This window comes from Croceicoccus sp. Ery15, from assembly GCF_020985305.1.
Taxonomy (GTDB): domain Bacteria; phylum Pseudomonadota; class Alphaproteobacteria; order Sphingomonadales; family Sphingomonadaceae; genus Croceicoccus.
Genome location: NZ_CP087588.1, coordinates 3,421,604 through 3,443,987, shown reverse-complemented (window position 1 = coordinate 3,443,987; position 22,384 = coordinate 3,421,604). Strand labels below are relative to the sequence as shown.

The window sequence follows — 22,384 nt, the reverse complement described above, 5'->3', positions numbered from 1 at the left end:
TTACTCGGCCCCGCGTGCGGTTGCGCCACTCGACTGCTTGGTCGCCGTCTGCTTGGCTGAGGGTTGCTTTTGGCCCGCAGCCTTTTGCCCGGTCGGCGTGTTCTGTTCGGTCACCGGCATGCCGGGTTGCAAGACCTGCAAGCGGCTGGTGATCACCTTGTCGCCCTGTTTCAGGCCGCTTTCGATAATCCAGTTCCCCTCGACCATCTGGCCCAGCGTCACCTTGCGGGGTTCGACCGTATTGTCGGCGCCAACGACATAGACGCTGCCCCCATCGTTCGACAGCAGCACGGCGGCCTGCGGCACGGTGACGGCATTCTTGCGTGTCCCCACCGCGATGCGACCGCGCACGAATTCCCCGGGCAGCAACTGGCTGCGCGGATTGGGAACTTCGGCGCGAACCTCGACCGTACCGGTCGTCTCCTGCACCGATACGGCAAGGAAATCGACTTTGCCCGCAATGGGATAGGCTGTGCCGTCGGGAAACATGATCTGCACATCGATCGCATCGCGGCTGGGCAGGTCGATCTCCCCCTCGGCCATCGCGCGTTGCAGGCGCAGCAGCTCGGTGGCAGACTGGTTGAAGGTGACGTAAACGCGGTCGATCTGCTCCACCGTGGTCAGCAGGGTGCCTTCGGCCTGGCTGACCAGCGCCCCCTCGGTCACTTGCGCGCGGCCAGCACGGCCCGAAATCGGCGAACGCACCGTGGTATAGCCCAGTTGCAGCCCGGCAGCGCGAAGTTCGGCGCGAAGCTGCGCCACATTGGCATCCGCTTCGCGCATGGCGGCGACGGCGGCGTCATATTCCTGGCGGCTAATGGCGTTTTCATCGACCAGCGGGCGATAACGCTCGACCACCGCGCGCGCATTGTCTGCCGTGGCCTTGGCACGAGCGAGGCTCGCCTCGCTCTGCGCATAGCTGGCCTGCATTTCTGACGGGTCGATCCGGAACAGCGGCTGCCCCTCACCCACATCCGTTCCTTCGGTGAACAAACGCTGTTGGACGATGCCGGTTACCCGCGCGCGCACTTCCGCGGTACGGATCGCAGCCACGCGACCCGGCAGTTCGACGATATTGGGCACATCCATCGCGGTCACCGTATAGGTGCGCACAGGCACGGCCTGCGGGGCAGCCTGTTCGTCACCCATGCCGCATCCGGCCGGACCAAGAGTCGCCAGGGCAAGGGCCGTAGCCGCCAGAGAAATGATTTTAATTCGCATGCGCGCTTCCGATTTTGCAGTTGCGAAGGCGTAATAGTTATTACACAAGAGAGTTCAAGACGGAAAAACCCGACGGGAGTGAAATTTTTGGAAAGCCCCCAGCAAGAAAGGCTCGACCGGCGCCGACAGGCCTTTCAACAGGCCGCAAGGGACCTTTTTATCGAACAGGGTTACGAGCAGACGACTCTGGCCGAAGTGGTCGAGCGCGCCGGCGGATCACTCGCGACACTCTACAAGCTGTTCGGCAATAAGGAAGGGCTGCTAGACGCAGTGCTGTCGCAATCGCGCGATCTGGGTCACGAACTTGTCGAAACGGTGGCCGCAAATGACCTGCCGCCGGATCAGGCGCTCCACCGGATCGCCGCCGAACTCTCGGCCATCTTTCTTGCCCCCTCGAATATGGCCATCACCCGCATCGTGATCGCACGAAGCGTCTGCAATCCGGAATTCGCACGCAACTTCTTCGATCGCTCGCAGATGAAGGCGCTGAATAGACTGCGCCGCCTGTTTACCGAATGGTCCACGACCTATCCCCAAATGACTGGCGATCCCGTCAAGCTGGCCGATCTGTTCACCGGACTGATCGCGTTCGACTTTCAGATGCAAGCAATCAGCCACGGATCAATGGAGCCGCCCACTGCCGAAGAACTGCGCAAGCGGACCGAGTTTTTCCTGCGCGGCGCAGGGCTGAGCGCGTGAGTCGCACCAACAACAGCATACTCAATCGGGTCGATCGGCGGGAAATGCGAAGAAAACTAAGCCATTTCGACCATTGCGTATACAGTTTGGCTTGATTTCCGCTGAAGCCGTCGCCAAGCGGGCGTCCGGTCATTGCGAGTCATTCGCGTCCCTCTAGACGCGAATGACCGACAGCGAAAGGCCGCATCGGCCCATTGAAGGACATCATGAAGAAAGCCTCGGACCAGGCCTATCGTATCTTGCGCGAAAAGATTCTCTCGGGCGAATTACCGCCCGGCCACCAGTTGAAAGAAGAAGAGCTGGCCGATCTGTGCCGCGTATCGCGCACCCCCGTGCGTGAGGCGATCCGCCAGCTTGAAACCGAACTGTTCGTGCGCCGGTCCGACAGCCAGCGCAGCTATGTCGCCGAATGGACCGAAGCCGACGTGGCAGAGGTGTTCGTCCTGCGCGGCATGCTCGAATCGCATGCGGCACGGCTGGCGGCGGGTCGAATCAACGCTGACACGATCGCCGAGCTGAAACAGGTGAACGAGGAGATGCGCGCTGTCGTCACCGCCGAAATCCTCGATGACGAGGCATTTCTGGCACTGAACGAAAGGTTCCATTCGCTGATCCTGCATGCCTCCGCATCGGAACGGCTGGCGGGTCTGTTGGGGCGGCTGGTGCTGCAACCCGTCGTCCATCTGACCGCGCTCGCCTATGAACGCGAACAGGTGAACCGGTCTCTGTCCGAACATCTCGAGATTACCGAGGCACTGGAACGTGGCGACACCGAATGGGCCGAAGCGCTGATGACGGCGCATATCCGCCGCGCCTATAATGCAAGGCGCAAACACGCGGCCTGACCGGCGTTCATTGCAAAGCTGGCTTCCATAAGGCTGGTGATCAGCCAGAACGCTGCCTAGCATGGCGGCATGACCGATAGCCGATCCACGCCCGCCGTCCTGTTCGTCTGCCTTGGCAATATCTGCCGCTCGCCGCTGGCCGAGGCGGCATTACGGGCGCGATTGACAGAGGCAGCGGTGGAAGCGGATGTCGGTTCGGCGGGGACCGGATCGTGGCATGTGAACGAACCGCCCGATCCGCGCGCGCAGGCGGTGGCGCTGCATAATGGACACGATATCGCGCATTATCGCGGACGGCAGGTGGCGGCAGAAGACTTCTATCGCTTCACCCATATCTATGCACTCGATCATGAGAATCTGGCCGAACTGCAGCGCCGCGCGCCCGCGGATGCTACCGCGCGACTGGCCCTGCTGCTCGATCTGGTCGAGGGGCTTGAGGGACAGCCGGTGGCCGATCCCTATTTCGGCGGCGAGGCAGGGTCCACACGACATGGTCGCAGGTCGATCGCGCGGCAGTTGCACTGGTGGAGCGATTGACGGGGTGACCGTCGCTGTTCTTGCCAGCGGGTTACTCGGCTGCAAAATCTCAGGCGTCCGGCGTCTGCATGGCGGCGATCTGGCAGGCGGGTGGCGGCTGGAGCTGGCGGACGGTCGCATGGCTGTGGCCAAGCAAGGCCCGCTGGTCGCCCGCGAAGCCGCCATGCTGCGCACCATCGCTGCCACCGGCGCCCCTGCCCCAGCGGTCGCCGCCTGCGACGGCGATCTGCTGATCATGGAGTGGATCGAGAGCGACGGCGGGCCAACGGGCGCGTGGGACGATCTGGCCGCCACGCTGACAAGGCTGCATGACAGTCATGCTAGCGACTATGGCTGGCCCGACGATTACGCGTTCGGCCCCGTCCGCATCGACAATGAACCTTGCAGCGACTGGCCGACATTCTGGGGGGAGCGCCGTCTGCTCCCACTTATTCCGCATCTGCCGACATCGCTTGCGGAGCGGGTGGAGGCTTTGGCCGCAGCCCTGCCCGAATATCTGCCGCATTCCCCTGCGCCCGCCTTGCTACATGGCGATCTGTGGGGCGGGAACGTGTTGGCGCGCGGCGGGCGGATCGCAGGTTTGATCGATCCGGCATGCTATTATGGCGACCGCGAAGTCGATGCCGCCATGTTGACCCTGTTCGATCACCCGCCCGCGCGGTTTTTCGATACGCTGGCACTGGACAGCGGCTGGCGCGAGCGTCTCCCCGCCTATCGCCTGTGGCCGCTATTGGTCCATTATCGCCTGTTCGGCGACAGCTATCGCAGCAGGGTAGATGGTGCGCTGGACGCTTTGGGGCGATAGGCCATTGCGCGCAGCATTGGACGGGGCGCTTCCGGCCCCGTCCAATGCTTTAAGTCAGGCGGTGATTAAAGCCGAAACAGAACCGATACCGGCAAACCGTGCCTCGACCGACTGCCCCACCTTTACGTCATGCACACCGGTGATCGCACCCGAAGAGACCCAGCCCGGCGCCTGCGCCATCAGGCCGCGTTCCGCCAGATTGTTGAGCAGGAACCGCACCGCACCGAACGGCCCGTCGAGCATGCTCGCGGTCGTCGCCGTACCCACCGTCTCACCATCGATGATCGTTTCGACGGTGATATCGTTGATCCCGTCCCACATCTCGCGCGGGACGACCGCACCCAGCACCAGACCGGCATTATTGCCGTGGTCCGACACGGTGACGCAGGGTCCGTCCTCGTTAATACCGGCATAGGGCGAGGAGGCGATCTCAATCCCGATGCGGATTTCCTCGACCCAGTCATAGGTTTCGGCATCATTGGTGGGCAGCGCGGCATTTTCGGGAACGCGTATGCGGATTGCAAATTCGGCCTCGGCCGCGGCAAAGCCGTCGGCGAACACGGGCATGGCCAGCGGGCTGCCCGCCTGATGATAGATCACATCCTCGAAAATCGGGCCGATCAACCGGTTCGCGCTCAGCTCTGCATCGCGCGGCGGAGGGATCTTGCCGACTTTCCAGCCGCCGACATAACGGTCCCACAATTGCAGGGCGTGATCCTGAACCTGATACGCATCGGCAAGGGTCAGCGGCCGGTCGCCGGGGTATTCCGGCAGGGCCTTTCCCTGGGTGCGCGCGGTAACGAATGCCTGCGCAATGCGCTCTACAGCGTGGCTGTCCATCATCCCCTCAACGATTGTCTTTCACAATTAGGAAACCGGTGTCATAATGAACCGCAGCGGGAAAGCAAGTGCTTCCCGATGAGAGGGGGCGGGAGGCATCGCCGATGGCCTGGCCCGGAATATGGTCGGCTCGGGTGCCCCGAACAATGCGGCGAAGCGGATGAGAGAGCGCCGCAGTTTACCGGCGTGGCCAGTTCACGCTAGGACTGCAAAACAAGGGGCCTGCGCTGTGCAGGACGGGCGGAGTACGGGATGGGCAGTGACAGAAGAAGCGACCGGCAGCCGACCATCAACGATGTCGCGCGGATCGCCGGAGTTTCCAAGAAAACGGTAAGTCGTGTCATCAATCGCTCTGCATTGTTGAAAGACGATACGCGTAAAAAGGTCGAAAGCGTCATCGCGGAGCTTGGCTATGTGCCAAATCCGCAGGCCCGCGCGCTGGCGCTGCGCCGCAATTTCCTTTTGGGATTGCTGCACGACAATCCGAATGCGCAGACCGTGCTGAATTTCCAGATCGGCGTGCTGGATGCGATCCGCGACACCAATTTCGCGCTAGTCGTGCGCCCGGTCGACCGTCACTCGCCCGCGATGCTGGACGACATCCGCGATTTTCTGGAAAAGCAGCGCCCTTATGGCGTGTTCATCCTGCCCCCGATTTCCGAGAACGAGGAACTGGCCGCGTTGTGCCGCGAACTGGATTGCGCCTATGTCCGCATGGGTTCGACCCAGCTGGATCAACCGCAATATCTGGTCGAATCGAACGACCGCGAGATTGTGGGCAAAGCCATCGACCATCTTGTCGATATGGGGCATCGCCGGATCGCCCTGATCGAAGGGCCCGAGGGCTTTCGCTCGGCCTTTGAACGGCGCGAAGGTTTTCTGGCCGCGATCAAACGGCACGGGCTGGAATACCGGCCCGAATGGCATGCGCCGGGGCTGTATACTTTCGATTCGGGGATCGCCGCCGCACAGCGCCTGCTGGATTGCGAAACGCCGCCAACCGCAATTTTTGCGTCGAACGATGAAATGGCCGCCGCAACGCTGCATGTGGCGCGGCAGAGGAACATATTTGTGCCCGAAGATCTGTCGATCATCGGATTCGACGACAGCCCCATCGCCGCGCATATCTGGCCGCCGTTGACCACCGTGCGCTGGCCGGTGCGCGAAATGGCCAGCACCGCCGCGCACAAGCTGATCGATTCGGCCGATGCTGACAAGCTGCCCTCGCGCCTGCCGTCGGAACTGATCCGGCGATCTTCGGTGGCAGCGCCGAAACCGGACCGATAGGGTGATGAAGGTTGAAATCCCCCTGTCATCTCGTCTATCTAGAGTTTTGACACCGGTTACCTAACCCGCCTTTCCGATGTGGGATCAAGTTCCGTAAACATAGGCCGCCAAGGGCCTACCCCAAGCCAGCGAGCGAGGATGTTATGAAAGTTGCACTGATTATCGAAAACAGCCAGGCGGCCAAAAGCAGCATCGTACACGATGCTCTGAAATCGGTTGCCGAACCGCTTGGCCACGAAGTCTTCCACTATGGCATGTATGCGCCCGAGGATGACGCACAGCTGACCTATGTGATGAACGGCCTGCTCGCCGGCATCCTGCTCAATTCAGGCGCGGCGGATTTCGTCGTCACCGGTTGCGGCACCGGCATGGGTTCGATGCTGGCCTGCAATTCGATGCCCGGCGTGTTCTGCGGTCTGGTGATCGATCCGACCGATGCCTTCCTGTTCAGCCAGATCAACGCAGGCAACTGCATGTCGATGCCCTATGCCAAGGGTTTCGGCTGGGCTGCCGAGTTGAACCTGCAGGATTGCTATCGCAAGATCTTTGAAAACGAACCCGGCGCGGGCTACCCCAAGGAACGCGCAGAGATCATGGCGAAGAACCGCGTTATCCTGAAAGATTTCAAGGCCGCCGCCACCCATGACATGCTGACCGTGCTGAAGAACGTCGATCAGGACCTGCTGAAAAGCGCGATCGCAGGCGAGAAATTCGCGGAATATTTCTATGCGAATTCCAAGAACGACGAAATCAGCGCCTATCTGAAGAGCCTGTAACGGCCCGACGGACTTCGCGGGGGCGGCACGCGCTGCCCCCGCCCCTATCTGACTGCCGCCATGTCGATGGCCGGTGCCGACCATGCGTAGAACCGATTCGCGGCGGCGCAACCGAGAGGACGACCCGATGAACAGCCCCTTCGATCTTTCCGGCCGCGTTGCGGTCGTCACCGGCGCCAACACCGGCATCGGACAGGGCATTGCCCTCGCGCTGGCCGAAGCGGGGGCCGATATCGCCGCTGTGGGCCGCAGCGAAGCCACCGAAACCGCAGACAAGGTGCGCGCCCTTGGCCGCAAGTGCGAGCTGGTGTCCGCCGACCTCTCCTCGATCGAGCCGGTAGGCAAAGTGGTCGACAAAGTGGTATCAACACTTGGTTCGCTCGATATTCTGGTCAATAACGCAGGCATCATCCGGCGCGAGGACGCGCTGGATTTCTCGGAAGAGGACTGGGATGCTGTGATGGACACCAATCTGAAGTCGTTGTTTTTCCTGTGTCAGGCGGCGGCGCGCCACATGACCGGCTGGTCCAGCCAGTCGGGCAAACGCGGTAAGATCGTCAATATCGCTTCGCTGCTGTCGTTTCAGGGCGGCATCCGCGTGCCCAGCTATACCGCCAGCAAGTCGGGCGTCGCGGGCCTGACCAAGCTGATGGCGAACGAATGGGCAGCCAAGGGCATCAACGTCAACGCGATTGCACCAGGCTATATCGCGACCAATAACACGGCGGCATTGCAGGCCGACGAAACCCGCGCGCGCCAGATCGTGGAACGCATTCCCGAAGGGCGCTGGGGCGATCCCAAGGACATCGGCGGCGCGGCGGTCTTCCTTGCCAGCAGCGCGGCGGATTATGTGCAGGGTCATGTGCTGGCCGTCGATGGCGGATGGCTCGCCCGATGAGCGCGGCATGATGACGCAGGGACGCACCGAGGGCGACACCAAACCCGTCGTATGTTTCGGCGAAATGCTGCTGCGGCTTAGCCCGCAGGGCCAGATCCCGCTGGCGCAGGCCGGCAGCGTGGCCATCGATGTCGGCGGGGCAGAGGCGAATGTCGCCGCCGCCCTTTCCAGCCTTGGCCTGCCGGCGCGCATGCTGTCGGTCGTGCCCGACAATCCGCTGGGCCGCAAAGCCATTGCGGCCATCGGCGCATCGGGCAGCGATGCGCGTTTCATCGCCACCGCGCCGGGCCGCATCGGTCTGTATTTCTTCGAACCGCCCGCAGGTCCGATTGCGGGCCGCGTCACCTATGACCGCGCGGGCAGCAGCTTTGCGTTGGCCGATCCGGCCACCCTGCCCTTTGCGCAGGCGCTGGACGGAGCCAGCCTGTTGCATATGTCGGGCATTACGCCCGCGCTCGGCCCCGATGGCGTGGCGCTGGCGCGTGCCGCCGTCAACGCTGCCAAAGAAGCGGGCGTGCCGATCTGTTTCGACGGCAATTACCGCGCCAATCTGTGGGACGCGTGGGACAGCGATCCGCGCGCGATCCTGACCGAACTGGTCAGCGAAGCCACGCTGATGATCGGCAACCACCGCGATATCTCTTTGCTGCTGGGCCAGACATTTTCGGGCGATGGCCCCGACCGTCGACGCGAGGCGGCGGAGGCTGCCTTTGCGCATTTCCCCAATCTGCAGCTGATCGCCAGCACGGCGCGCCATGTGGAAACGGCCGGCACCCATCGCCTTGCAGCGCGGATCGACTTGCGCGAAAGCCATTGGCAGACCGACGAAGTGCGGATCGAGAATATCGTCGACCGCATCGGCACCGGCGATGCCTATGCCGCGGGGATGCTGCGCAGCTGGCTGAAGGGCGGCAATGCGCAGGACATGGCCAAATCGGGCCTTGCCCTCGCCGCGCTGAAACATGGCATACCCGGCGATATGGTACTGGTGACAGAGGCCGATCTGGAGGCGTTCGATCCGGCAGGCGGCGATGTCCGCCGCTGATCGCCCTACCCGTCGCTCCTTATTAAAGGGCGGGCTGATCGGCACGGGATTACTGGCAGCCGCCCCCGCCTTCGGCCAGTCCTCCTCCCCGCGCGTAGGCGGGTATGAAGGCATAAAGCAGGCGGGCGTCCATGCCTTTCTCGGCATCCGCTATGCCACGGCGCAGCGCTTTGCCCGCCCCGTGCGCCAGCCGTTCGCGTCCGATCCCACGCCCGCAAAGTCATTCGGACCGATCTGCCCGCAACGCGGCCAGTCCGACGAACCGGCGAGCGAGGACTGCCTCTTCCTCAACATCTGGTCGCCAGAGCTGAACCCTGCGGCAAAGCGGCCCGTCATGGTCTATTTCCACGGCGGCGCGTATAATGGCGGCACGGTCACCGATCCGGTTACCCGCGGCCAGCATCTGGCGGGCGATGGCGATGTGGTCGTCGTCACCGTCAACCAACGCCTCAACGTCTTCGGCTATCCGTGGCTCGCCCCGTTCGGCAGCGCCTATGCCGATAGCGGCAATCTGGGACAACTCGACCTGATCTGCGCGCTGGAATGGGTGCGCGATCATGTGGCGAAATTCGGCGGCGATCCGTCGCGCGTGATGGTGTTCGGCCAGTCGGGCGGCGGAGCCAAGATCGCGACGCTGATGGCCATGCCTGCCGCCAAGGGGCTGTTCCATTCCGCCGCCACGATGAGCGGGCAGCAGGTTACCGCCAGCGGGCCGACCAATGCACTGAAACGCATTACGGCCTTCTTCGATCACCTTGGTATTGCCGTGGGCGATGTCGCCGCGCTCAAGGCCCTGCCCACGGAGCGCCTGGTCGACGGGCTGGACGCGACCGATCCGGTGCTTGGCGGCAGCCTTTATTTCGGGCCGGTGCTCGATATGGCGAACCTGCCGCGCCATCCGTTCTGGCCCGATGCCGCGTCGCAATCGCTGTCGATCCCGATGATCCTTGGCAACACGACGGACGAGACGCGCGCGTTTATCAGCGCCGATGGTCCCTATGTGCAGGGGCTGGACTGGTCGAACATCGCCGAACGCATCCGCCCCAATATCCGCATCGATCTGCGCCCCGATTACGTGGTGCAGCAATATCGCGAACATTTCCCCTACTGGTCGGCAGAGCGCGTATTCTATGCCGCGACGACCGACGGGCGCAGCTGGCCCGGCCAATGGATCGAGGCGGACGAGCGCGCAAAGGCAGGCGCGAGCCGGACGTGGGTCTATCAACTCGACCGCGAATCCCCGATCGATCCGCGGCGCGGCGCGGCGCATACCGACGATCTGCCCTATGTTTTCGGCACTCTGGATGCGGCGGGCAGCTTTTCCGGCACGGACAGGCGCGCGCGCCAGATCAGCGCCGCGATGATGCGCGCCTTCACCGGCCTTGCGCGCAATGGCACGCCGGGGCTGGCCGAATGGGCTCCCTATACGCTGCCCGACCGCGCGACATTGATGGTGGCACAGGACCGCATCGCCATGGAGAACGACCCGCGCGGCTGGCAGCGCGAGATGTGGTCGACCGCGCCCTATATCCAGCCCGGAATCTGACGGGAGAATAGCTGATCATGAAGCCTGCCCTGTTCGCCGCCATCGCCTGCATGGCACCCGTCGCCGCCATGGCGCAAAGCGCACCGCCCGCCGCGGAAATGGCGACCGAGACAAGCACGGTCGAGGGAGTGAACAAAATCATCCTGGTCGGCGATTCGACCACGGCCACGGGCAATGGCTGGGGCCCGATGTTCTGCGCGCATCACACCACGCACCCCACGGCCTGCCTGAACCTTGCACGCAACGGACGCAGCAGCGGTTCCTACCGTGCCGAGGGACTGTGGGACATCGCCTTGGGCGAAATGAAAGTGGGCGGCTATGGCACAGTGTTCGCACTGATCGGTTTCGGCCACAACGACCAGCCGGGGAAACCCGGACGCTCCACCGATCTTGAAAGTGAATTCCCCGCCAATATGAAACGCTATGTGCAAGAGGCGCGCGCGGCGGGCGCGGTGCCGGTTCTGTTCACGCCGCTCACCCGCCGCCTGTTCAACGGCGGCAAGGTCGAACGGGACCTTGACCCGTGGGCCGAGGCGATCCGCAAGGTCGCTGCCGAAACAGATACGCCGCTGATCGACCTGAATGCCCGCAGCACCGAAATCGTGCAGGCGCTCGGCCCGTCGGTCCAGAATTTGACCGCAGAGATTCCCGCACCTGCCGAAGTGGCCGCCTCGGCGGCCATCGATGGCGAAACCCTGCCCTCTGCCACCGGCAGGCCGACGCCAGCGCCGGTGCCCAGCGATCTGCGTGTGGCCAGGATGACATGGGTTTACGACTACACCCATCTGGGCGAGTTCGGCGGCAAGCTGTTCGCCGCCGTTATGGCCGACGAGCTGGCGAGCGAAGTCCCCGAAATGCGCAAATTGCTGCGCCCTTAATCGGGCGCAGCAACCTGCCTATTTTGCGGTCACCGGATAGGCAATGATCAGCGACAATGGCTCTTCGCCCGTCTGCCGCATGCCGACCACCGCACCGTCGTAGAGGTAGGCCGCCATACCAGGCTTGAGCGCGGCCTCGACCCCGTCGGAAATGACCACGCCTTCGCCCGCGGTGACGTAATAGACCTCGTCATGCGCGATCGGGTGTTCGCCGATGGCCGCGCCCACGTCCAGCACGCGGCGGCGGAATTCCATCGTGCGCGGCTGCGGCGCGGCGTCGCTGATACGATAGGCGGTGGACATGCCGATCGCGCCATGGGGCGGCGCCTCGCGGACCATCACATCGCCTTCGCTGACGACAACCATCGGCGGGGCCTTTCCAGCAGGTTCCTCCGCCGTGACACAGGCCGAACAGCCCAGCAGCGACACGGCCAATACGGCACGGACGATCATTTCGCCTGCTCGCGCATTTCGCGGTCGCGCGTGCTCAACGCTTCCTGCGGCGCGACGGTCTGGCCGGGATAGATGCCGTTTCTGGGCGTCATAGTGGCCAGATCCCAATAGGCCGGATCGAATGCTGCTCGGGTCTCGGGAAAACTGGGATAACCTCCCACTTCCTCCTGTGAATCGATCACCTCGCCGCGGCCTTCGGCGATATAGAACAGCACGCGGATTTCCTCGGCGCTGCGATCCCAGGGGCGTGCGCCCGCACTGCGCAGCAGCGCAGTCTCGACCTCGCCAGCAGGCATCACATCATATTTCGACAGGTCGGCCAGTGGAGCCTTTGCCTCGATCAGCTTTGCCGCCGTCTGGCCATAGGTGCCGAACATCGGCAACGCCTCACCATGGCGGTCCACCGCGATATTGTCCTTGCCGTAAAATTTCAGGTCGCCCACGCCGCCCAGCATCAGGAACGGCAGGTCTTCCGACGTGGAATTGCCGCCGCGCATCACATTGCCGACCGCCGTAATCTCGCCCGCAACATGCGGGTGGTCGGTCCATTCCAGATCCATCAGATTATAATGCACCGCGCGCAATGCCGGATCGTAGATGAAGTTGTTGACCATCAACACCTGCGCCCCGCCCTTCACCAATGGCGAGCGTTCCACGTTATGCGCCCAGATATTGCGGTCGAACACGATATTGGTCGCATTGTCGTGGATCAGCGACCCCTTCGAATGTTCGCCCTTGGGATGGCTGGAATCGGCCAGCCCCTCGGCCGCAAGGTTCAGGCGGAAAGTGATGTTGTGGCTGGTGCCCTTGCGCCATTCATCGACCGTCTCGCCGGTAAAGCGTGGTCCGCTGGCGGACATGTTTTCGTCCACCGCCCACATAAAGCTGTTGTTTTCGATGACCACATCATGCGCCGCGACAGTCGAAAGCGCATCTGCCTCCCACCCGCTGCGTTTTGGTTCGCCGGCGTCGCCCATCATCACGCGGATATGGCTGATCTTTACGTCATGCGCTTTTACGTCAATGCCGCCACGCAGGATGGTGATGCCGGGGGACGGTGCGGTCTGACCTGCGATCGTGACGTAGGGCTCATCGATCACAAGGCCCGATTTTTCAAGGTCGATCGCGCCGCCCACCTCGAAAACGATGATGCGGGGACCCTTCATAGCCAGCGCCTCGGCCAGGCTGCCGGGGCCATCCTTTGCCAGCGTGGTGACCCGCACGATTTTGCCGCCCTTCCCCCCTTCGGTCGGGTCGCCGGGCTGTGCAAAAGCGGGGGCTGCAACGCCCGCAAGCAACAATGCGCCCGCCACAAACCCATGGAAATACTTAGTTTTCAACATCAATCATTCTCCCAGCTGGTTGTTTCTTGACAGACTGGGGCGGCAGCGGCAATAGGTAATGACACCGGTTACCAAAAACCGGGTGGGAGATTCGGATTGCCAGGGACATTTCAGTCGTCCCGCGCAGGTAACCGGTGTCATCCCATCCGGAGCATGATGGGGAGGATACCATGAGGACCAACCGTAGCATTCTGAACTTCAAGAGCTCGCTGCTGATCGGCAGCGCGTTGCTGATGCCGCAAATGGCGCACGCTCAGGACGCCAGCGCAGGCGCCGATGTCGAAGCAGGTGAAGCCGTCGAGCAGATCGAAGAGCAGGTCGCGCCGGCCGATGAAATCATCGTCACCGGCTTCCGCGCATCGCTGAACGCAGCCATCGCGGCCAAGCGCGAATCCGTCGGACAGGTCGACGTGATCGTTGCGGAAGACATCGCCAAGTTCCCCGACACCAACCTTGCCGAATCGCTGCAGCGCATTCCCGGCGTCGCCATCGAACGCGATGCGGGCGAAGGCCGCGCGATCACCGTGCGCGGTCTGGGCGCGCAGTTCACCCGCGTCCGCGTGAACGGCATGGAAACGATTGCCACTTCCACCGACGGCGCATCCTCGAACCGCGACCGCGCGTTCGACTTCAACGTCTTCGCCTCGGAACTGTTCAACTCGATCGTCGTGCACAAGACCGCGTCGGCTTCGCTGGACGAAGGTTCGCTGGGCGCCGTAATCGATTTGTCGACCGGCAGCCCGCTTTCCTATGGCGCGGGCAGCAAGATCGTTGCCTCGGCGCAGGGCCGTTACAACGACCTCAACGACGATCTCTCGCCTCGCCTTGCAGGCCTTGCCGCATGGGTGAACGACGACGAAACCTTTGGCGTGTCGGCATCGGTCGCATGGTCGAAGTATGAAACCGCCGAGCTTGGCAACAATTCGGTGCGCTGGGCGAATAATGCGCAGTTCAATTCAGTCGATGGAGTCAACTGCACCGCGAACCCCGCCGATGCGGGCTGCGCCGAAGTGACCGCTGCCTTCCACCCGCGTATTCCGCGCTATGGCCTTGTCAATCACGAGCGCGAGCGTCTGGGCGCGACCGGCGCGATCCAGTTCCAGCCGAGCGAAAACACCAATATCGAGATCGACGGCCTCTATTCCAACTTCAAGGAAGACCGCGACGAATATTGGGGCGAAGTGCTGCTGCGTTCGAACGAGCGCACCATCGATGTCTCGAACTATGCCATCGACGGCGACAACAACATGATCAGCGCGGATCTGACCAATGCATGGATCCGCAACGAACGCTATCACCGCGAGAGCGAGACCGAATTCTACCAGATCTCGGGCAAGCTGGAGCAGTTCTTCACTGATACGTTCATGGCGCGCCTGTCGGGCGGCTTCTCGCAGTCGGATGCGACGATTCCGGTCGAAACCACGATCATCTTCGACGATCGGGACGGCGTCTATTCCTATGACTACACCGATATGAAGAGCCCGCTGCTGGTCTTTGGCACGGATGTCACCAACCCGACCAACTTCCAGCTGGCCGAATTCCGCGACCGTCCGTCCGAAGTGACCAACAAGTTCAAGACCGTGGCTCTGGACTTCGAATTCCAGCCGGTCGACGGGCTGTCGTTCAAGGCCGGTCCGTTCTGGCGCGAATTCGACTTCTTCACCACCGGCGCACGTCGTGACAGCACCTATTGCTCGGCTTTCACTTGCGACCCGGGTGCCTATGGCGCGGCGGTCACTGCCGATATGGCGGAGCTGTTCGAGCTGGGCAACGCCGGCCAGCCGTCGGGCAACACCAACAGCTGGGTCGTGCCCGATCTGGATGCGACCACCGATTTCCTCGACCTCTATGGCCGTCCGGCCGTCACCCAGCAGGGCGACGAACGCGGCGTGACCGAGGAAGTGTACGGCGGCTATTTCGAAACCGGCTTCGAATTCGATCCGGGCGTCCGCATCTCGGGCAATTTCGGCATGCGCTATGCCAAGACCAACCAGTCGTCGAGCGGCTTCAACAGCGGCCAGTATGTGACCGTGAAGCGCAGCTATGACGATCTGCTGCCCGCCATCAACCTGAACATCTTCCCCGCCGATAATTTCATCGTTCGCGGCGCGGTCGCCAAGGTCATCACCCGCCCCAGCCTCGGCTCGCTGACGCCGGGCGGTTCGGTCGACCAGTTCAACTTCGGCATTTCGTCGGGCAATCCGTTCATCGACCCGTATCGGGCGTGGAACTACGATATCTCCTTCGAATATTACTTCGCTCCGGGCGCCATCGCCTCGGTCGCGCTGTTCCGCAAGGATGTCGAAAGCTTCCCGATCAGCGACGTTCAGGACGTGACCTACGCACAAAGCGGCCTGCCGCTCTCGCTGCTGAACAATGGCACGCCCGCCTATGACGCTGTCGTCAACGGCACCGATCCCGACCGCCTGTTCGTTGCGCGCACCACGGTGAACGGCGAAGGCGCCGTGATCCAGGGTGTGGAAGTTGGCCTGAACCTGCCGTTCTCGGCATTCGGTGACGGCTTTATCAGCGACTTCGGCGTCCTCGGCAACGTGACCTATGTCGACAGCTCGCAGGACGTGACGACCAACACCGGCGAAATCCGCAATGTCACCTTTGCCGGCGTGTCGGAATATTCGGCCAACGGTACGGTCTATTACGACAATGGCACCTTCTCGGTCCGTGTGTCGGGCGCCTATCGCGACGGTTACAACACCGGGTCGAGCGGCAACGGCAACTTCCTCGAAGGGTACAGCTCGTCGTTCAATCTCGATGCGGCGATCCGCTATCAGCTGACCGACAGCATCGAGCTGATGCTCGACGGCACCAACCTGACCGACGACTATCGTTATCGCTGGACCGATCTCGATACGAAGCGGAACTATGAAAACAATCACTTCGGCCGCATCATCATGTTCGGTGCACGGTTTGAAATGTGATATGTATGATGTATAGGTGAGGCGAAGGGACAGGGTTGCAACGCGATGATTTCTGATCGAAGATCGGTTCTTACCGCAGGCCTTGTCCTTTCCACCCTGATATCTACTCGCGGTGAGGCGCAAACAGCACCGCCGAGCGCGGGAGGCCCAAGCTCTCCGGGCCTCCCGCAACCTCGTGAAACGATTGATTTGTGGCCCGGCAAGACGTGGCCCAAGGGCCCGCCCGGTTCACCCGGCTCCCTCCCCAGCGAAGTGACGACGGAACGGTCCACCGATCCACTCATCACCGACCGGGCCGTGCTCGGAATTTCCGTGCCGCGTCTTGCCGTATTCCGCCCCGATGTCCCCAACGGGGCGGCGCTCCTCCTTATCCCCGGCGGCGGCTACAAGCATGTTGTCGTGGATAAGGAAGGGTATGAATTCGCGCGTTGGGCCACGGCGCGCGGATTCACCTGTTTCGTCCTGTTCTATCGCCTGCCCTATGACGGCTGGGCGAACCGTGCCGACGTGCCGCTGGCCGATGCCCAGCGCGCCATACGCATCATCCGCCACCGCCATCGCGATTTCGGCATCGACCCCGAACGCGTCGCCGCCATGGGCTTTTCCGCAGGCGGGCATCTCTGCGCCGATCTGGCCGTGCGCTTCGCTGCGCAAACCTATGCGCCGGGCGACGCAGCCGATGCGCTTTCGGCCAAGCCGTTCTGCGCCGCGCCGATCTATCCGGTGATCTCGATGGACCCGCAATTCGCCCATGCCGGATCCCGCGAGTTGCTGCTGGGCCCCAACCCGCCAAAGGCGCTGGAGGCTGCCCATTCGCCCGACCGCAATGTGCCCACCGACGCACCGCCGCATTTCATCCTGCATGCCGAGGATGACGATGTCGTGCCGGTCGAAAACGCGCTTTTGCTGCGTGCAGCATTAAGGGCACGCGGCATCGCGGTAGAGACCCATCTGTTCCAGCACGGTGGCCATGGCTTTGGTCTGCGCAAGGCGGCGGGCAAACCCGTCGGGCACTGGCCCGAGCTTTGGCGCGACTGGGCCCGCACGCAGGGTCTCGCCTGATTGAAACGGGCCTGAACCGAACTGGCCTGAACCGAACAGAATTAACGGGAGAGGTCCGCAGGAATCGGGCCGGATTGGATATCGCAGCATGACGAAGGCGCATTTGAAATCACATCGCAGGGATCTGTTTCGCGGAGCCGCGCTGCTATCGCTGGCCGGACTGACGGGCGGCACGGGTGCGGCCTCTGCATTGGCGCAAACCAGCACCGCGCCTCGCCCGCGCGCCACGAACTGGCGCCGCGATGGCGAGGGCAAACGCATTGCCGATCTGGGTGACGACCGGTTCCTGAACCCCGTGCTGTCGGGCGACCGGCCCGATCCGGCGATCCTGAAGGATGGCGAGAATTACTATGTCACCTTTTCCACCTTCGACGCCTATCCCGGCCTGCTGATCTGGCATTCGCGCGATCTGGTGAACTGGCAGCCGCTGAAGCCCGCGCTGCACAAATATATCGGTTCGGTCTGGGCCCCCAGCCTGCACAAGGATCGCGGAAAATACCTCCTTTATATTCCTGTAAAGGCGCAGCCGCAAAACGACATCTATGTCACCTGGGCCGACGATATCGAAGGTCCGTGGAGCGATCCCGTCCCGCTGGGGCTGCACGATCATATCGATCCCTGCCACGCCGTGGCAGAGGATGGATCGCGCTGGCTGTTCCTCTCGGGCGGAGACCGCGTGCGCCTGTCGGACGACAATCTCTCGCTCGCCGGAAAGGTGGAGCATGTCTATGACCCGTGGCGCTATCCGTCGGACTGGATTGTCGAGGGTTTTGCACCCGAAGGCCCCAAGATCCACAAGGTCGGGGACTGGTTCTATATGATCACCGCGGTGGGCGGCACGGCGGGACCGCCCACCGGCCATATGGTGATCGCGGCACGATCGAAATCGCTACACGGCCCGTGGGAAGATCATCCAGCGAATCCGCTGGTGCGCACGACCAGCGCGTCAGAGGCATGGTGGTCGCGCGGGCACGCATCTTTGGTGCAAGCGCCCGACGGCAGCTGGTGGTCGCTCTATCACGGCTATGAAAACGGCTTCTGGACGCTGGGCCGCCAGTGCCTGATGGATCCGGTGCGTTTTACCGATGACGGCTGGTTCGAAATGACCGGCGGCGATCTGTCGCAGCCCATTGCCGCGCCCAGGGGCGGTGAAGCGGTGCCGCATGGCATGGCGCTGTCCGACGATTTCTCGCAGCCTTTGGCGCTGGGCAGCAAATGGTCGTTCTTCCGCCCTTCCCCGACAGAGGCGGAGCGGATCAGGGTTGCCGATGGCACGCTGCATCTGAAGGGCAAGGGCGACGCACCCTCCTCCGGCTCTCCGCTGCTGATCACGGCGGGCGATCCGGCCTATATGTTCGAATGCGATATAGAGATCGAGGCTGGCGGCCGGGCCGGTCTGGTGCTGTTCTATGACGACAAGCTCTATGCCGGTGTCGGTTTCGACGAGGACCGCTTCGTCACCCACCAATACGGGATAGAGCGCGCGCGCCCCTTGAACCCGCATGGCCGACGGTTGAGGATGCGGGTCACCAACGATCGCCACATCGTCACTTTCGACACCAGCGGCGACGGCGGGCAGACATGGCTGCGTTTCGACCGGGGGATGGAAGTGTCAGGCTATCACCATAATGTGCGCAACGGTTTCCTTATGCTGCGTCCGGGGCTGTATTCCGCGCGGGCCGGCACGGCCAGGTTCCGCAATTTCACCTTTCGCGCTTTCGATCCGGACGCCGTATGAAACAAAACTTTTCCATTTCGCGCCGCGGACTGATCGCGGGCGGCGCGGCGAGTGTCGGGCTTGCGCTGGCGGGTTGCCAGCCGCGCCTGTCGGGCCTGTTCACCGGCGCCGATACGCACCCCGGCGATTACCCGACCGTGCAGGCGGTGCAGCATATGGGCCGCCTGCTGTCCGACCGCAGCGGCGGGCGCATGGGGATCAAGGTATTCGCCGGTTCGCAGCTGGGTAACGAGCGGGATACGCTGGAAATCACCGCGTTCGGCGGCATCGATTTCAACCGCGTCAATCTCGCCCCGCTGAACTCGGTAGAGCCGATGACGATCCCGCCGTCGCTGCCGTTCATCTTCCAGTCGGTCGCCCATATGCGCAGCGCGCTGGACGGGCCGATCGGTGACGAGATCCTGACCGCGATGGAGAACCAGGGCTATATCGGCCTGTGCTTCTACGATTCCGGAGCGCGCAGCATTTACAACACCCGCCGCGCCATCCGCACGCCCGACGATATGCGCGGGCTGAAACTGCGCGTGCCCTCCTCCGACCTCTATCTCGCCATGCTGAACGCGCTGGGTGCCAATGCCGTGCCGATGCCGTTCGACGAGGTGTACCAGTCGCTGGCCCAAGGGGTGATCGACGGGGCGGAAAACAACTGGCCCAGTTTCGAAAGCGCCCGCCATTACGAGGTGGCCCGCTATATGAGCCTGACCCAGCACCTTTTCACGCCGGAAATCCTGCTGATGTCGAAAGTCAGCTGGGACAAGCTGTCGGGCGACGACCAGCAGATGATCCGGCAGGCCGCGCGCGATTCCGTGCCCTATATGCGCAAGCTTTGGGACCAGCGCGTCACCGACAGCCGCAGCCGCATCATCGCATCGGGCGTGGAAGTGAACGAAGTCGACACCGCGCCCTTTGCCGAACAGATGGAAACGGTCTGGGACCAGTTCCTGATCACGCCGCAGCAACAGGATATCGCGCAGCGGATCGTAACGCTGGGCAAGGAAATGGCCGCCGCGGGCACCACGAATAGGGAGATGGCCGAATGAAAACGATCTCCGACTGGCTGGCCCGCCTCGGCTCGCTGGGCCTTGTTATCATGACCGCCGTGGTCGGCTGGCAGGTGTTCGGGCGCTTCATCCTCGATTCCAGCCCTTCGTGGACCGAACAATCAGCCCTGTTGCTGATGATCTGGTACGTGCTGTTCGCCGCGGCGGCAGGCGTACGCGAAGGGTTCCATATCCGCATCGCCCTGCTCGACGATCTGATCGGGGAAAAGGGCGTCGCAACGCTGCACCGGGTGATCAATATTCTGGTCGCGCTGATGGGGCTGTGCATCGCGATTTACGGCACGCAATTGTTGTGGGCGGTGCGCGAACACGTGATCCCGTCGCTGGGGCTCAGCCGGGCGCTCGCCTATGCACCATTGCCGGTTTCCGGCTTGCTGATGGCAGTGTTCGCCATCGAAAACATGTTCAGGCCCCGCCATGACGACGGGCTGGAAGACGACGTTTTGCCGGGGAGCGCCGACTGATGGAATTGCTGGTACTTTTCGGCGTCTTGTTCGTGCTGCTCGCCATTGGCGTGCCGGTCGCATTCGCACTGTTCGGCGCGGCGCTTGCCTGTTTCGCGGTGATCGACATCCCGCTGGTCGTCGCCGTACAGCGCATGGCTTCGGGCATCAGCGTCTTTACGCTGATGGCGATCCCCTTCTTCATCTTTGCCGGCGATCTGATGTATCGCGCGGGCATTGCCGACCGTCTGGTCAGGGTGGCCGATGCCGCGCTGGGCCGTGTGCGCGGCGGGCTGGGGCTGGTCGATGTGGGCGCGTCGATGATGTTTGGCGCCGTTTCGGGCAGCGCCATCGCCAGCGCGTCGGCCATCGGGTCCAGCCTTGTGCCGCTGATGCGGGACAAGGGCTATCCCGGCGATTACGCGGTGAACGTGACCGTGACCGCCGCCATCGTTGGCCTGCTCATCCCGCCATCGCACAATATGATCATCTATTCGGCCGCATCGGGCATCGGCGTTTCCATCGGCGATCTTTTCGTCGCGGGCATCGTGCCGGGCATATTGACCGGTCTGATGCTGATGACCACGGCCTATATCGTCGCCAAGAAACGCGGCCTACCCAAGGGAAGCTTCCCCGGATGGCGCAAATTCGTGACCGCCGCCATCTATGCGATTCCGGGGCTGATGACCGCGATCATCATCATGGGCGGCATTCTGTCGGGATATTTTACCCCCACCGAAAGCTCGGCCATTGCGGTGATCTATACGATCGTGATCGGCATTTTCGTCTATCGCAGCCTCGGCTGGACAGAGTTCTGGGAGGCCGCGGGCAAATCGGTGCGCACGGCCGCCATGGTGCTGTTCATCATCGCGGCGGCAACGGCATTCGGTTTTGCGCTGGCCCTGCTGGAAGTGCCCGCTGCCCTTGCCGGATTGATCGCGGTGATCACCGACAACCCGATCCTGACCCTGCTGATCATCAATATCATGCTGCTGGTGCTGGGCACATTCATGGACATGGCCCCGCTGATCGTGATCACCACGCCAATCTTTCTGCCGGTTGCGATGAACATGGGCGTCGATCCGGTGCATTTCGGCATCATCATGATGCTGAACCTTGGCATCGGTCTGGTGACGCCGCCGGTGGGGTCGGTGCTGTTCGTCGGCTCTGCCGTAGGCAAGATACCGGTGACGACATTGGTGAAAACGATCTGGCCGTTCTATGGCACGCTGATATTGGCGCTGGTGCTGATCACATATATCCCGTGGCTGTCGCTGGGGCTGCTACAACTCTGGAATTAGCGGGTCACTCTCCAGCAGCCGCGATCATCGCGTCCCATTCTTCCCACGCGATGGCGCGGCCCGGATAGGCCACGTTTTCGAACGGCCATTCCGACGCGACCCAGCCCTTCACCCATTCGTAAAGCGCGCCGTCGAAGCCTGCGTCGTAATCCGCCTGCGTCACCCACAGCATGACCACCGCGTCATAGCCCGCGACCTTGCTGGGCCGGACATAGACGCTGCCCCGTTCGCGGCTGCCATCGGGGGTCAGCACACCATAGGCAAAGGATTCGCGCGCGTCGAACCGCGCCTGCTCGGTTTCCATGTCGCGCATCGCGTCTTCGTCAGAGATATTCTCGTGCGGCCATGCCGTGCTGCGCGAGAATGTCTGCTGCAGATGGTCGATCGACGACATATAGGCGTCGTAATCGACCTGCACGAGATCGGGCCCCAGCGGAACAAGCGTAAACCCGTCCGCCTCCACAAGTACCGGCACGTCGAAATCGGCAGGAACCAACACGGGCCTGGCAGGGGATTCGACCCCTTCCCCGCTTTGCGCATGGGCAGGCGTTCCCCCCAGCGAAGCCATCGCCAGAAAACATGCTGCAATTCCGATTTTCATGCAGACCACCCCGTCACTTGAACCGCTTTGAATATGGGCGTGATCGGGCGCGGCATGCAAACCGGA

Annotated in this window: 20 protein-coding genes and 1 pseudogene; 16 read left to right on the top strand and 5 right to left on the bottom strand. The window is 62.7% G+C overall.

Annotated elements, in window-relative coordinates; genetic code table 11:
- On the bottom strand, window positions 1–1,149 hold the full coding sequence (locus LOZ77_RS16790) for an efflux RND transporter periplasmic adaptor subunit (protein ID WP_230280084.1): 1,149 nt from the start codon (window positions 1,147–1,149) through the stop codon (window positions 1–3).
- Between the two features lie 159 nt (window positions 1,150–1,308).
- On the opposite strand from LOZ77_RS16790, the gene LOZ77_RS16785 reads away from it, so the two are divergent.
- The 4 genes and pseudogenes from LOZ77_RS16785 (at window position 1,309) to LOZ77_RS16770 (ending at window position 4,107) form a co-directional block, all read left to right on the top strand.
- Window positions 1,309–1,920 carry a TetR/AcrR family transcriptional regulator gene (locus tag LOZ77_RS16785; protein WP_230280083.1) on the top strand — a complete coding sequence of 204 codons (612 nt, stop codon included), beginning with the start codon at window positions 1,309–1,311 and terminating at the stop codon, window positions 1,918–1,920.
- Between the two features lie 206 nt (window positions 1,921–2,126).
- Window positions 2,127–2,765: a GntR family transcriptional regulator gene (locus LOZ77_RS16780; protein WP_230280082.1), complete on the top strand. Its 639-nt coding sequence runs from the start codon at window positions 2,127–2,129 to the stop codon at window positions 2,763–2,765.
- Window positions 2,766–2,834: 69 nt separating this feature from the next.
- Window positions 2,835–3,310, top strand: a pseudogene (locus LOZ77_RS16775) (low molecular weight protein-tyrosine-phosphatase).
- A complete protein-coding gene (locus LOZ77_RS16770; RefSeq protein WP_230280081.1) occupies window positions 3,307–4,107 on the top strand; it encodes a fructosamine kinase family protein in 801 nt (266 codons plus the stop codon). The pseudogene LOZ77_RS16775 and the gene LOZ77_RS16770 overlap by 4 nt, the downstream one beginning before the upstream one ends.
- A 54-nt stretch (window positions 4,108–4,161) precedes the next feature.
- Here the strand turns inward: LOZ77_RS16770 and LOZ77_RS16765 are convergent, their stop codons facing one another.
- Window positions 4,162–4,947, bottom strand: a complete 786-nt coding sequence (locus LOZ77_RS16765; RefSeq protein WP_370638032.1) for a 2-keto-4-pentenoate hydratase — start codon at window positions 4,945–4,947, stop codon at window positions 4,162–4,164.
- A gap of 252 nt (window positions 4,948–5,199) precedes the next feature.
- Here LOZ77_RS16765 and LOZ77_RS16760 point away from each other — a divergent pair, with 252 nt between their 5' ends.
- The 6 genes from LOZ77_RS16760 to LOZ77_RS16735 all read left to right on the top strand — a co-directional run bounded on the left by LOZ77_RS16760 (window position 5,200) and on the right by LOZ77_RS16735 (window position 11,377).
- Window positions 5,200–6,234, top strand: coding sequence for a LacI family DNA-binding transcriptional regulator (locus tag LOZ77_RS16760; RefSeq protein WP_230280079.1), 1,035 nt, complete (start codon window positions 5,200–5,202; stop codon window positions 6,232–6,234).
- 143 nt (window positions 6,235–6,377) lie between these two features.
- Entirely contained in the window at window positions 6,378–7,010 is a 633-nt protein-coding gene (locus LOZ77_RS16755) for an RpiB/LacA/LacB family sugar-phosphate isomerase (protein WP_230280078.1), read from the top strand.
- Window positions 7,011–7,137: 127 nt separating this feature from the next.
- A complete protein-coding gene (gene kduD / locus LOZ77_RS16750) occupies window positions 7,138–7,908 on the top strand; it encodes a 2-dehydro-3-deoxy-D-gluconate 5-dehydrogenase KduD (protein ID WP_230280077.1) in 771 nt (256 codons plus the stop codon).
- A 10-nt stretch (window positions 7,909–7,918) separates the two neighbouring features.
- Window positions 7,919–8,953, top strand: a complete 1,035-nt coding sequence (locus LOZ77_RS16745) for a sugar kinase (protein WP_230281917.1) — start codon at window positions 7,919–7,921, stop codon at window positions 8,951–8,953.
- Window positions 8,940–10,499, top strand: coding sequence for a carboxylesterase/lipase family protein (locus LOZ77_RS16740; protein WP_230280076.1), 1,560 nt, complete (start codon window positions 8,940–8,942; stop codon window positions 10,497–10,499). Before LOZ77_RS16745 ends, LOZ77_RS16740 begins: the two co-directional genes overlap by 14 nt.
- Window positions 10,500–10,516: 17 nt before the next feature.
- Window positions 10,517–11,377 carry a rhamnogalacturonan acetylesterase gene (locus LOZ77_RS16735; protein ID WP_230280075.1) on the top strand — a complete coding sequence of 287 codons (861 nt, stop codon included), beginning with the start codon at window positions 10,517–10,519 and terminating at the stop codon, window positions 11,375–11,377.
- An 18-nt stretch (window positions 11,378–11,395) separates the two neighbouring features.
- Here the strand turns inward: LOZ77_RS16735 and LOZ77_RS16730 are convergent, their stop codons facing one another.
- The gene (locus LOZ77_RS16730; RefSeq protein ID WP_230281916.1) at window positions 11,396–11,743 is read right to left on the bottom strand and encodes a cupin domain-containing protein; all 348 of its coding nucleotides are present in this window, start codon (window positions 11,741–11,743) and stop codon (window positions 11,396–11,398) included.
- 83 nt (window positions 11,744–11,826) lie between these two features.
- Complete coding sequence (locus LOZ77_RS16725; protein ID WP_230280074.1) at window positions 11,827–13,173, bottom strand: polysaccharide lyase family 1 protein; 1,347 nt, start codon at window positions 13,171–13,173, stop codon at window positions 11,827–11,829.
- Between the two features lie 170 nt (window positions 13,174–13,343).
- Here LOZ77_RS16725 and LOZ77_RS16720 point away from each other — a divergent pair, with 170 nt between their 5' ends.
- From LOZ77_RS16720 to LOZ77_RS16695, 6 genes are all read left to right on the top strand, one after another.
- On the top strand, window positions 13,344–16,112 hold the full coding sequence (locus tag LOZ77_RS16720) for a TonB-dependent receptor (protein WP_230280073.1): 2,769 nt from the start codon (window positions 13,344–13,346) through the stop codon (window positions 16,110–16,112).
- A gap of 45 nt (window positions 16,113–16,157) precedes the next feature.
- Window positions 16,158–17,174, top strand: a complete 1,017-nt coding sequence (locus tag LOZ77_RS16715) for an alpha/beta hydrolase (protein WP_230280072.1) — start codon at window positions 16,158–16,160, stop codon at window positions 17,172–17,174.
- A gap of 88 nt (window positions 17,175–17,262) precedes the next feature.
- On the top strand, window positions 17,263–18,912 hold the full coding sequence (locus LOZ77_RS16710; RefSeq protein ID WP_230280071.1) for a family 43 glycosylhydrolase: 1,650 nt from the start codon (window positions 17,263–17,265) through the stop codon (window positions 18,910–18,912).
- A complete protein-coding gene (locus LOZ77_RS16705; RefSeq protein ID WP_230280070.1) occupies window positions 18,909–19,952 on the top strand; it encodes a TRAP transporter substrate-binding protein in 1,044 nt (347 codons plus the stop codon). Before LOZ77_RS16710 ends, LOZ77_RS16705 begins: the two co-directional genes overlap by 4 nt.
- On the top strand, window positions 19,949–20,437 hold the full coding sequence (locus tag LOZ77_RS16700; RefSeq protein WP_230280069.1) for a TRAP transporter small permease: 489 nt from the start codon (window positions 19,949–19,951) through the stop codon (window positions 20,435–20,437). The genes LOZ77_RS16705 and LOZ77_RS16700 overlap by 4 nt, the downstream gene beginning before the upstream one ends.
- A complete protein-coding gene (locus LOZ77_RS16695; RefSeq protein WP_230280068.1) occupies window positions 20,437–21,717 on the top strand; it encodes a TRAP transporter large permease in 1,281 nt (426 codons plus the stop codon). The genes LOZ77_RS16700 and LOZ77_RS16695 overlap by 1 nt, the downstream gene beginning before the upstream one ends.
- 4 nt (window positions 21,718–21,721) lie before the next feature.
- Here the strand turns inward: LOZ77_RS16695 and LOZ77_RS16690 are convergent, their stop codons facing one another.
- The gene (locus LOZ77_RS16690) at window positions 21,722–22,318 is read right to left on the bottom strand and encodes a twin-arginine translocation pathway signal protein (RefSeq protein ID WP_230280067.1); all 597 of its coding nucleotides are present in this window, start codon (window positions 22,316–22,318) and stop codon (window positions 21,722–21,724) included.
- Window positions 22,319–22,384: the final 66 nt, after the last annotated feature.

What these genes read in the sequence shown, in the direction of transcription:
- LOZ77_RS16790 (WP_230280084.1), bottom strand. Translation starts at nt 1,149, where the DNA reads ATGGGTGACGAACAGGCTGCCCCGCAGGCCGTGCCTGTGCGCACCTAT.
- LOZ77_RS16780 (WP_230280082.1), top strand. Translation starts at nt 2,127, where the DNA reads ATGAAGAAAGCCTCGGACCAGGCCTATCGTATCTTGCGCGAAAAGATT.
- LOZ77_RS16765 (WP_370638032.1), bottom strand. Translation starts at nt 4,947, where the DNA reads ATGGACAGCCACGCTGTAGAGCGCATTGCGCAGGCATTCGTTACCGCG.
- LOZ77_RS16760 (WP_230280079.1), top strand. Translation starts at nt 5,200, where the DNA reads ATGGGCAGTGACAGAAGAAGCGACCGGCAGCCGACCATCAACGATGTC.
- LOZ77_RS16755 (WP_230280078.1), top strand. Translation starts at nt 6,378, where the DNA reads ATGAAAGTTGCACTGATTATCGAAAACAGCCAGGCGGCCAAAAGCAGC.
- kduD (WP_230280077.1), top strand. Translation starts at nt 7,138, where the DNA reads ATGAACAGCCCCTTCGATCTTTCCGGCCGCGTTGCGGTCGTCACCGGC.
- LOZ77_RS16745 (WP_230281917.1), top strand. Translation starts at nt 7,919, where the DNA reads ATGACGCAGGGACGCACCGAGGGCGACACCAAACCCGTCGTATGTTTC.
- LOZ77_RS16740 (WP_230280076.1), top strand. Translation starts at nt 8,940, where the DNA reads ATGTCCGCCGCTGATCGCCCTACCCGTCGCTCCTTATTAAAGGGCGGG.
- LOZ77_RS16735 (WP_230280075.1), top strand. Translation starts at nt 10,517, where the DNA reads ATGAAGCCTGCCCTGTTCGCCGCCATCGCCTGCATGGCACCCGTCGCC.
- LOZ77_RS16730 (WP_230281916.1), bottom strand. Translation starts at nt 11,743, where the DNA reads ATGGTTGTCGTCAGCGAAGGCGATGTGATGGTCCGCGAGGCGCCGCCC.
- LOZ77_RS16725 (WP_230280074.1), bottom strand. Translation starts at nt 13,173, where the DNA reads ATGTTGAAAACTAAGTATTTCCATGGGTTTGTGGCGGGCGCATTGTTG.
- LOZ77_RS16720 (WP_230280073.1), top strand. Translation starts at nt 13,344, where the DNA reads ATGAGGACCAACCGTAGCATTCTGAACTTCAAGAGCTCGCTGCTGATC.
- LOZ77_RS16715 (WP_230280072.1), top strand. Translation starts at nt 16,158, where the DNA reads ATGATTTCTGATCGAAGATCGGTTCTTACCGCAGGCCTTGTCCTTTCC.
- LOZ77_RS16710 (WP_230280071.1), top strand. Translation starts at nt 17,263, where the DNA reads ATGACGAAGGCGCATTTGAAATCACATCGCAGGGATCTGTTTCGCGGA.
- LOZ77_RS16705 (WP_230280070.1), top strand. Translation starts at nt 18,909, where the DNA reads ATGAAACAAAACTTTTCCATTTCGCGCCGCGGACTGATCGCGGGCGGC.
- LOZ77_RS16700 (WP_230280069.1), top strand. Translation starts at nt 19,949, where the DNA reads ATGAAAACGATCTCCGACTGGCTGGCCCGCCTCGGCTCGCTGGGCCTT.
- LOZ77_RS16695 (WP_230280068.1), top strand. Translation starts at nt 20,437, where the DNA reads ATGGAATTGCTGGTACTTTTCGGCGTCTTGTTCGTGCTGCTCGCCATT.
- LOZ77_RS16690 (WP_230280067.1), bottom strand. Translation starts at nt 22,318, where the DNA reads ATGAAAATCGGAATTGCAGCATGTTTTCTGGCGATGGCTTCGCTGGGG.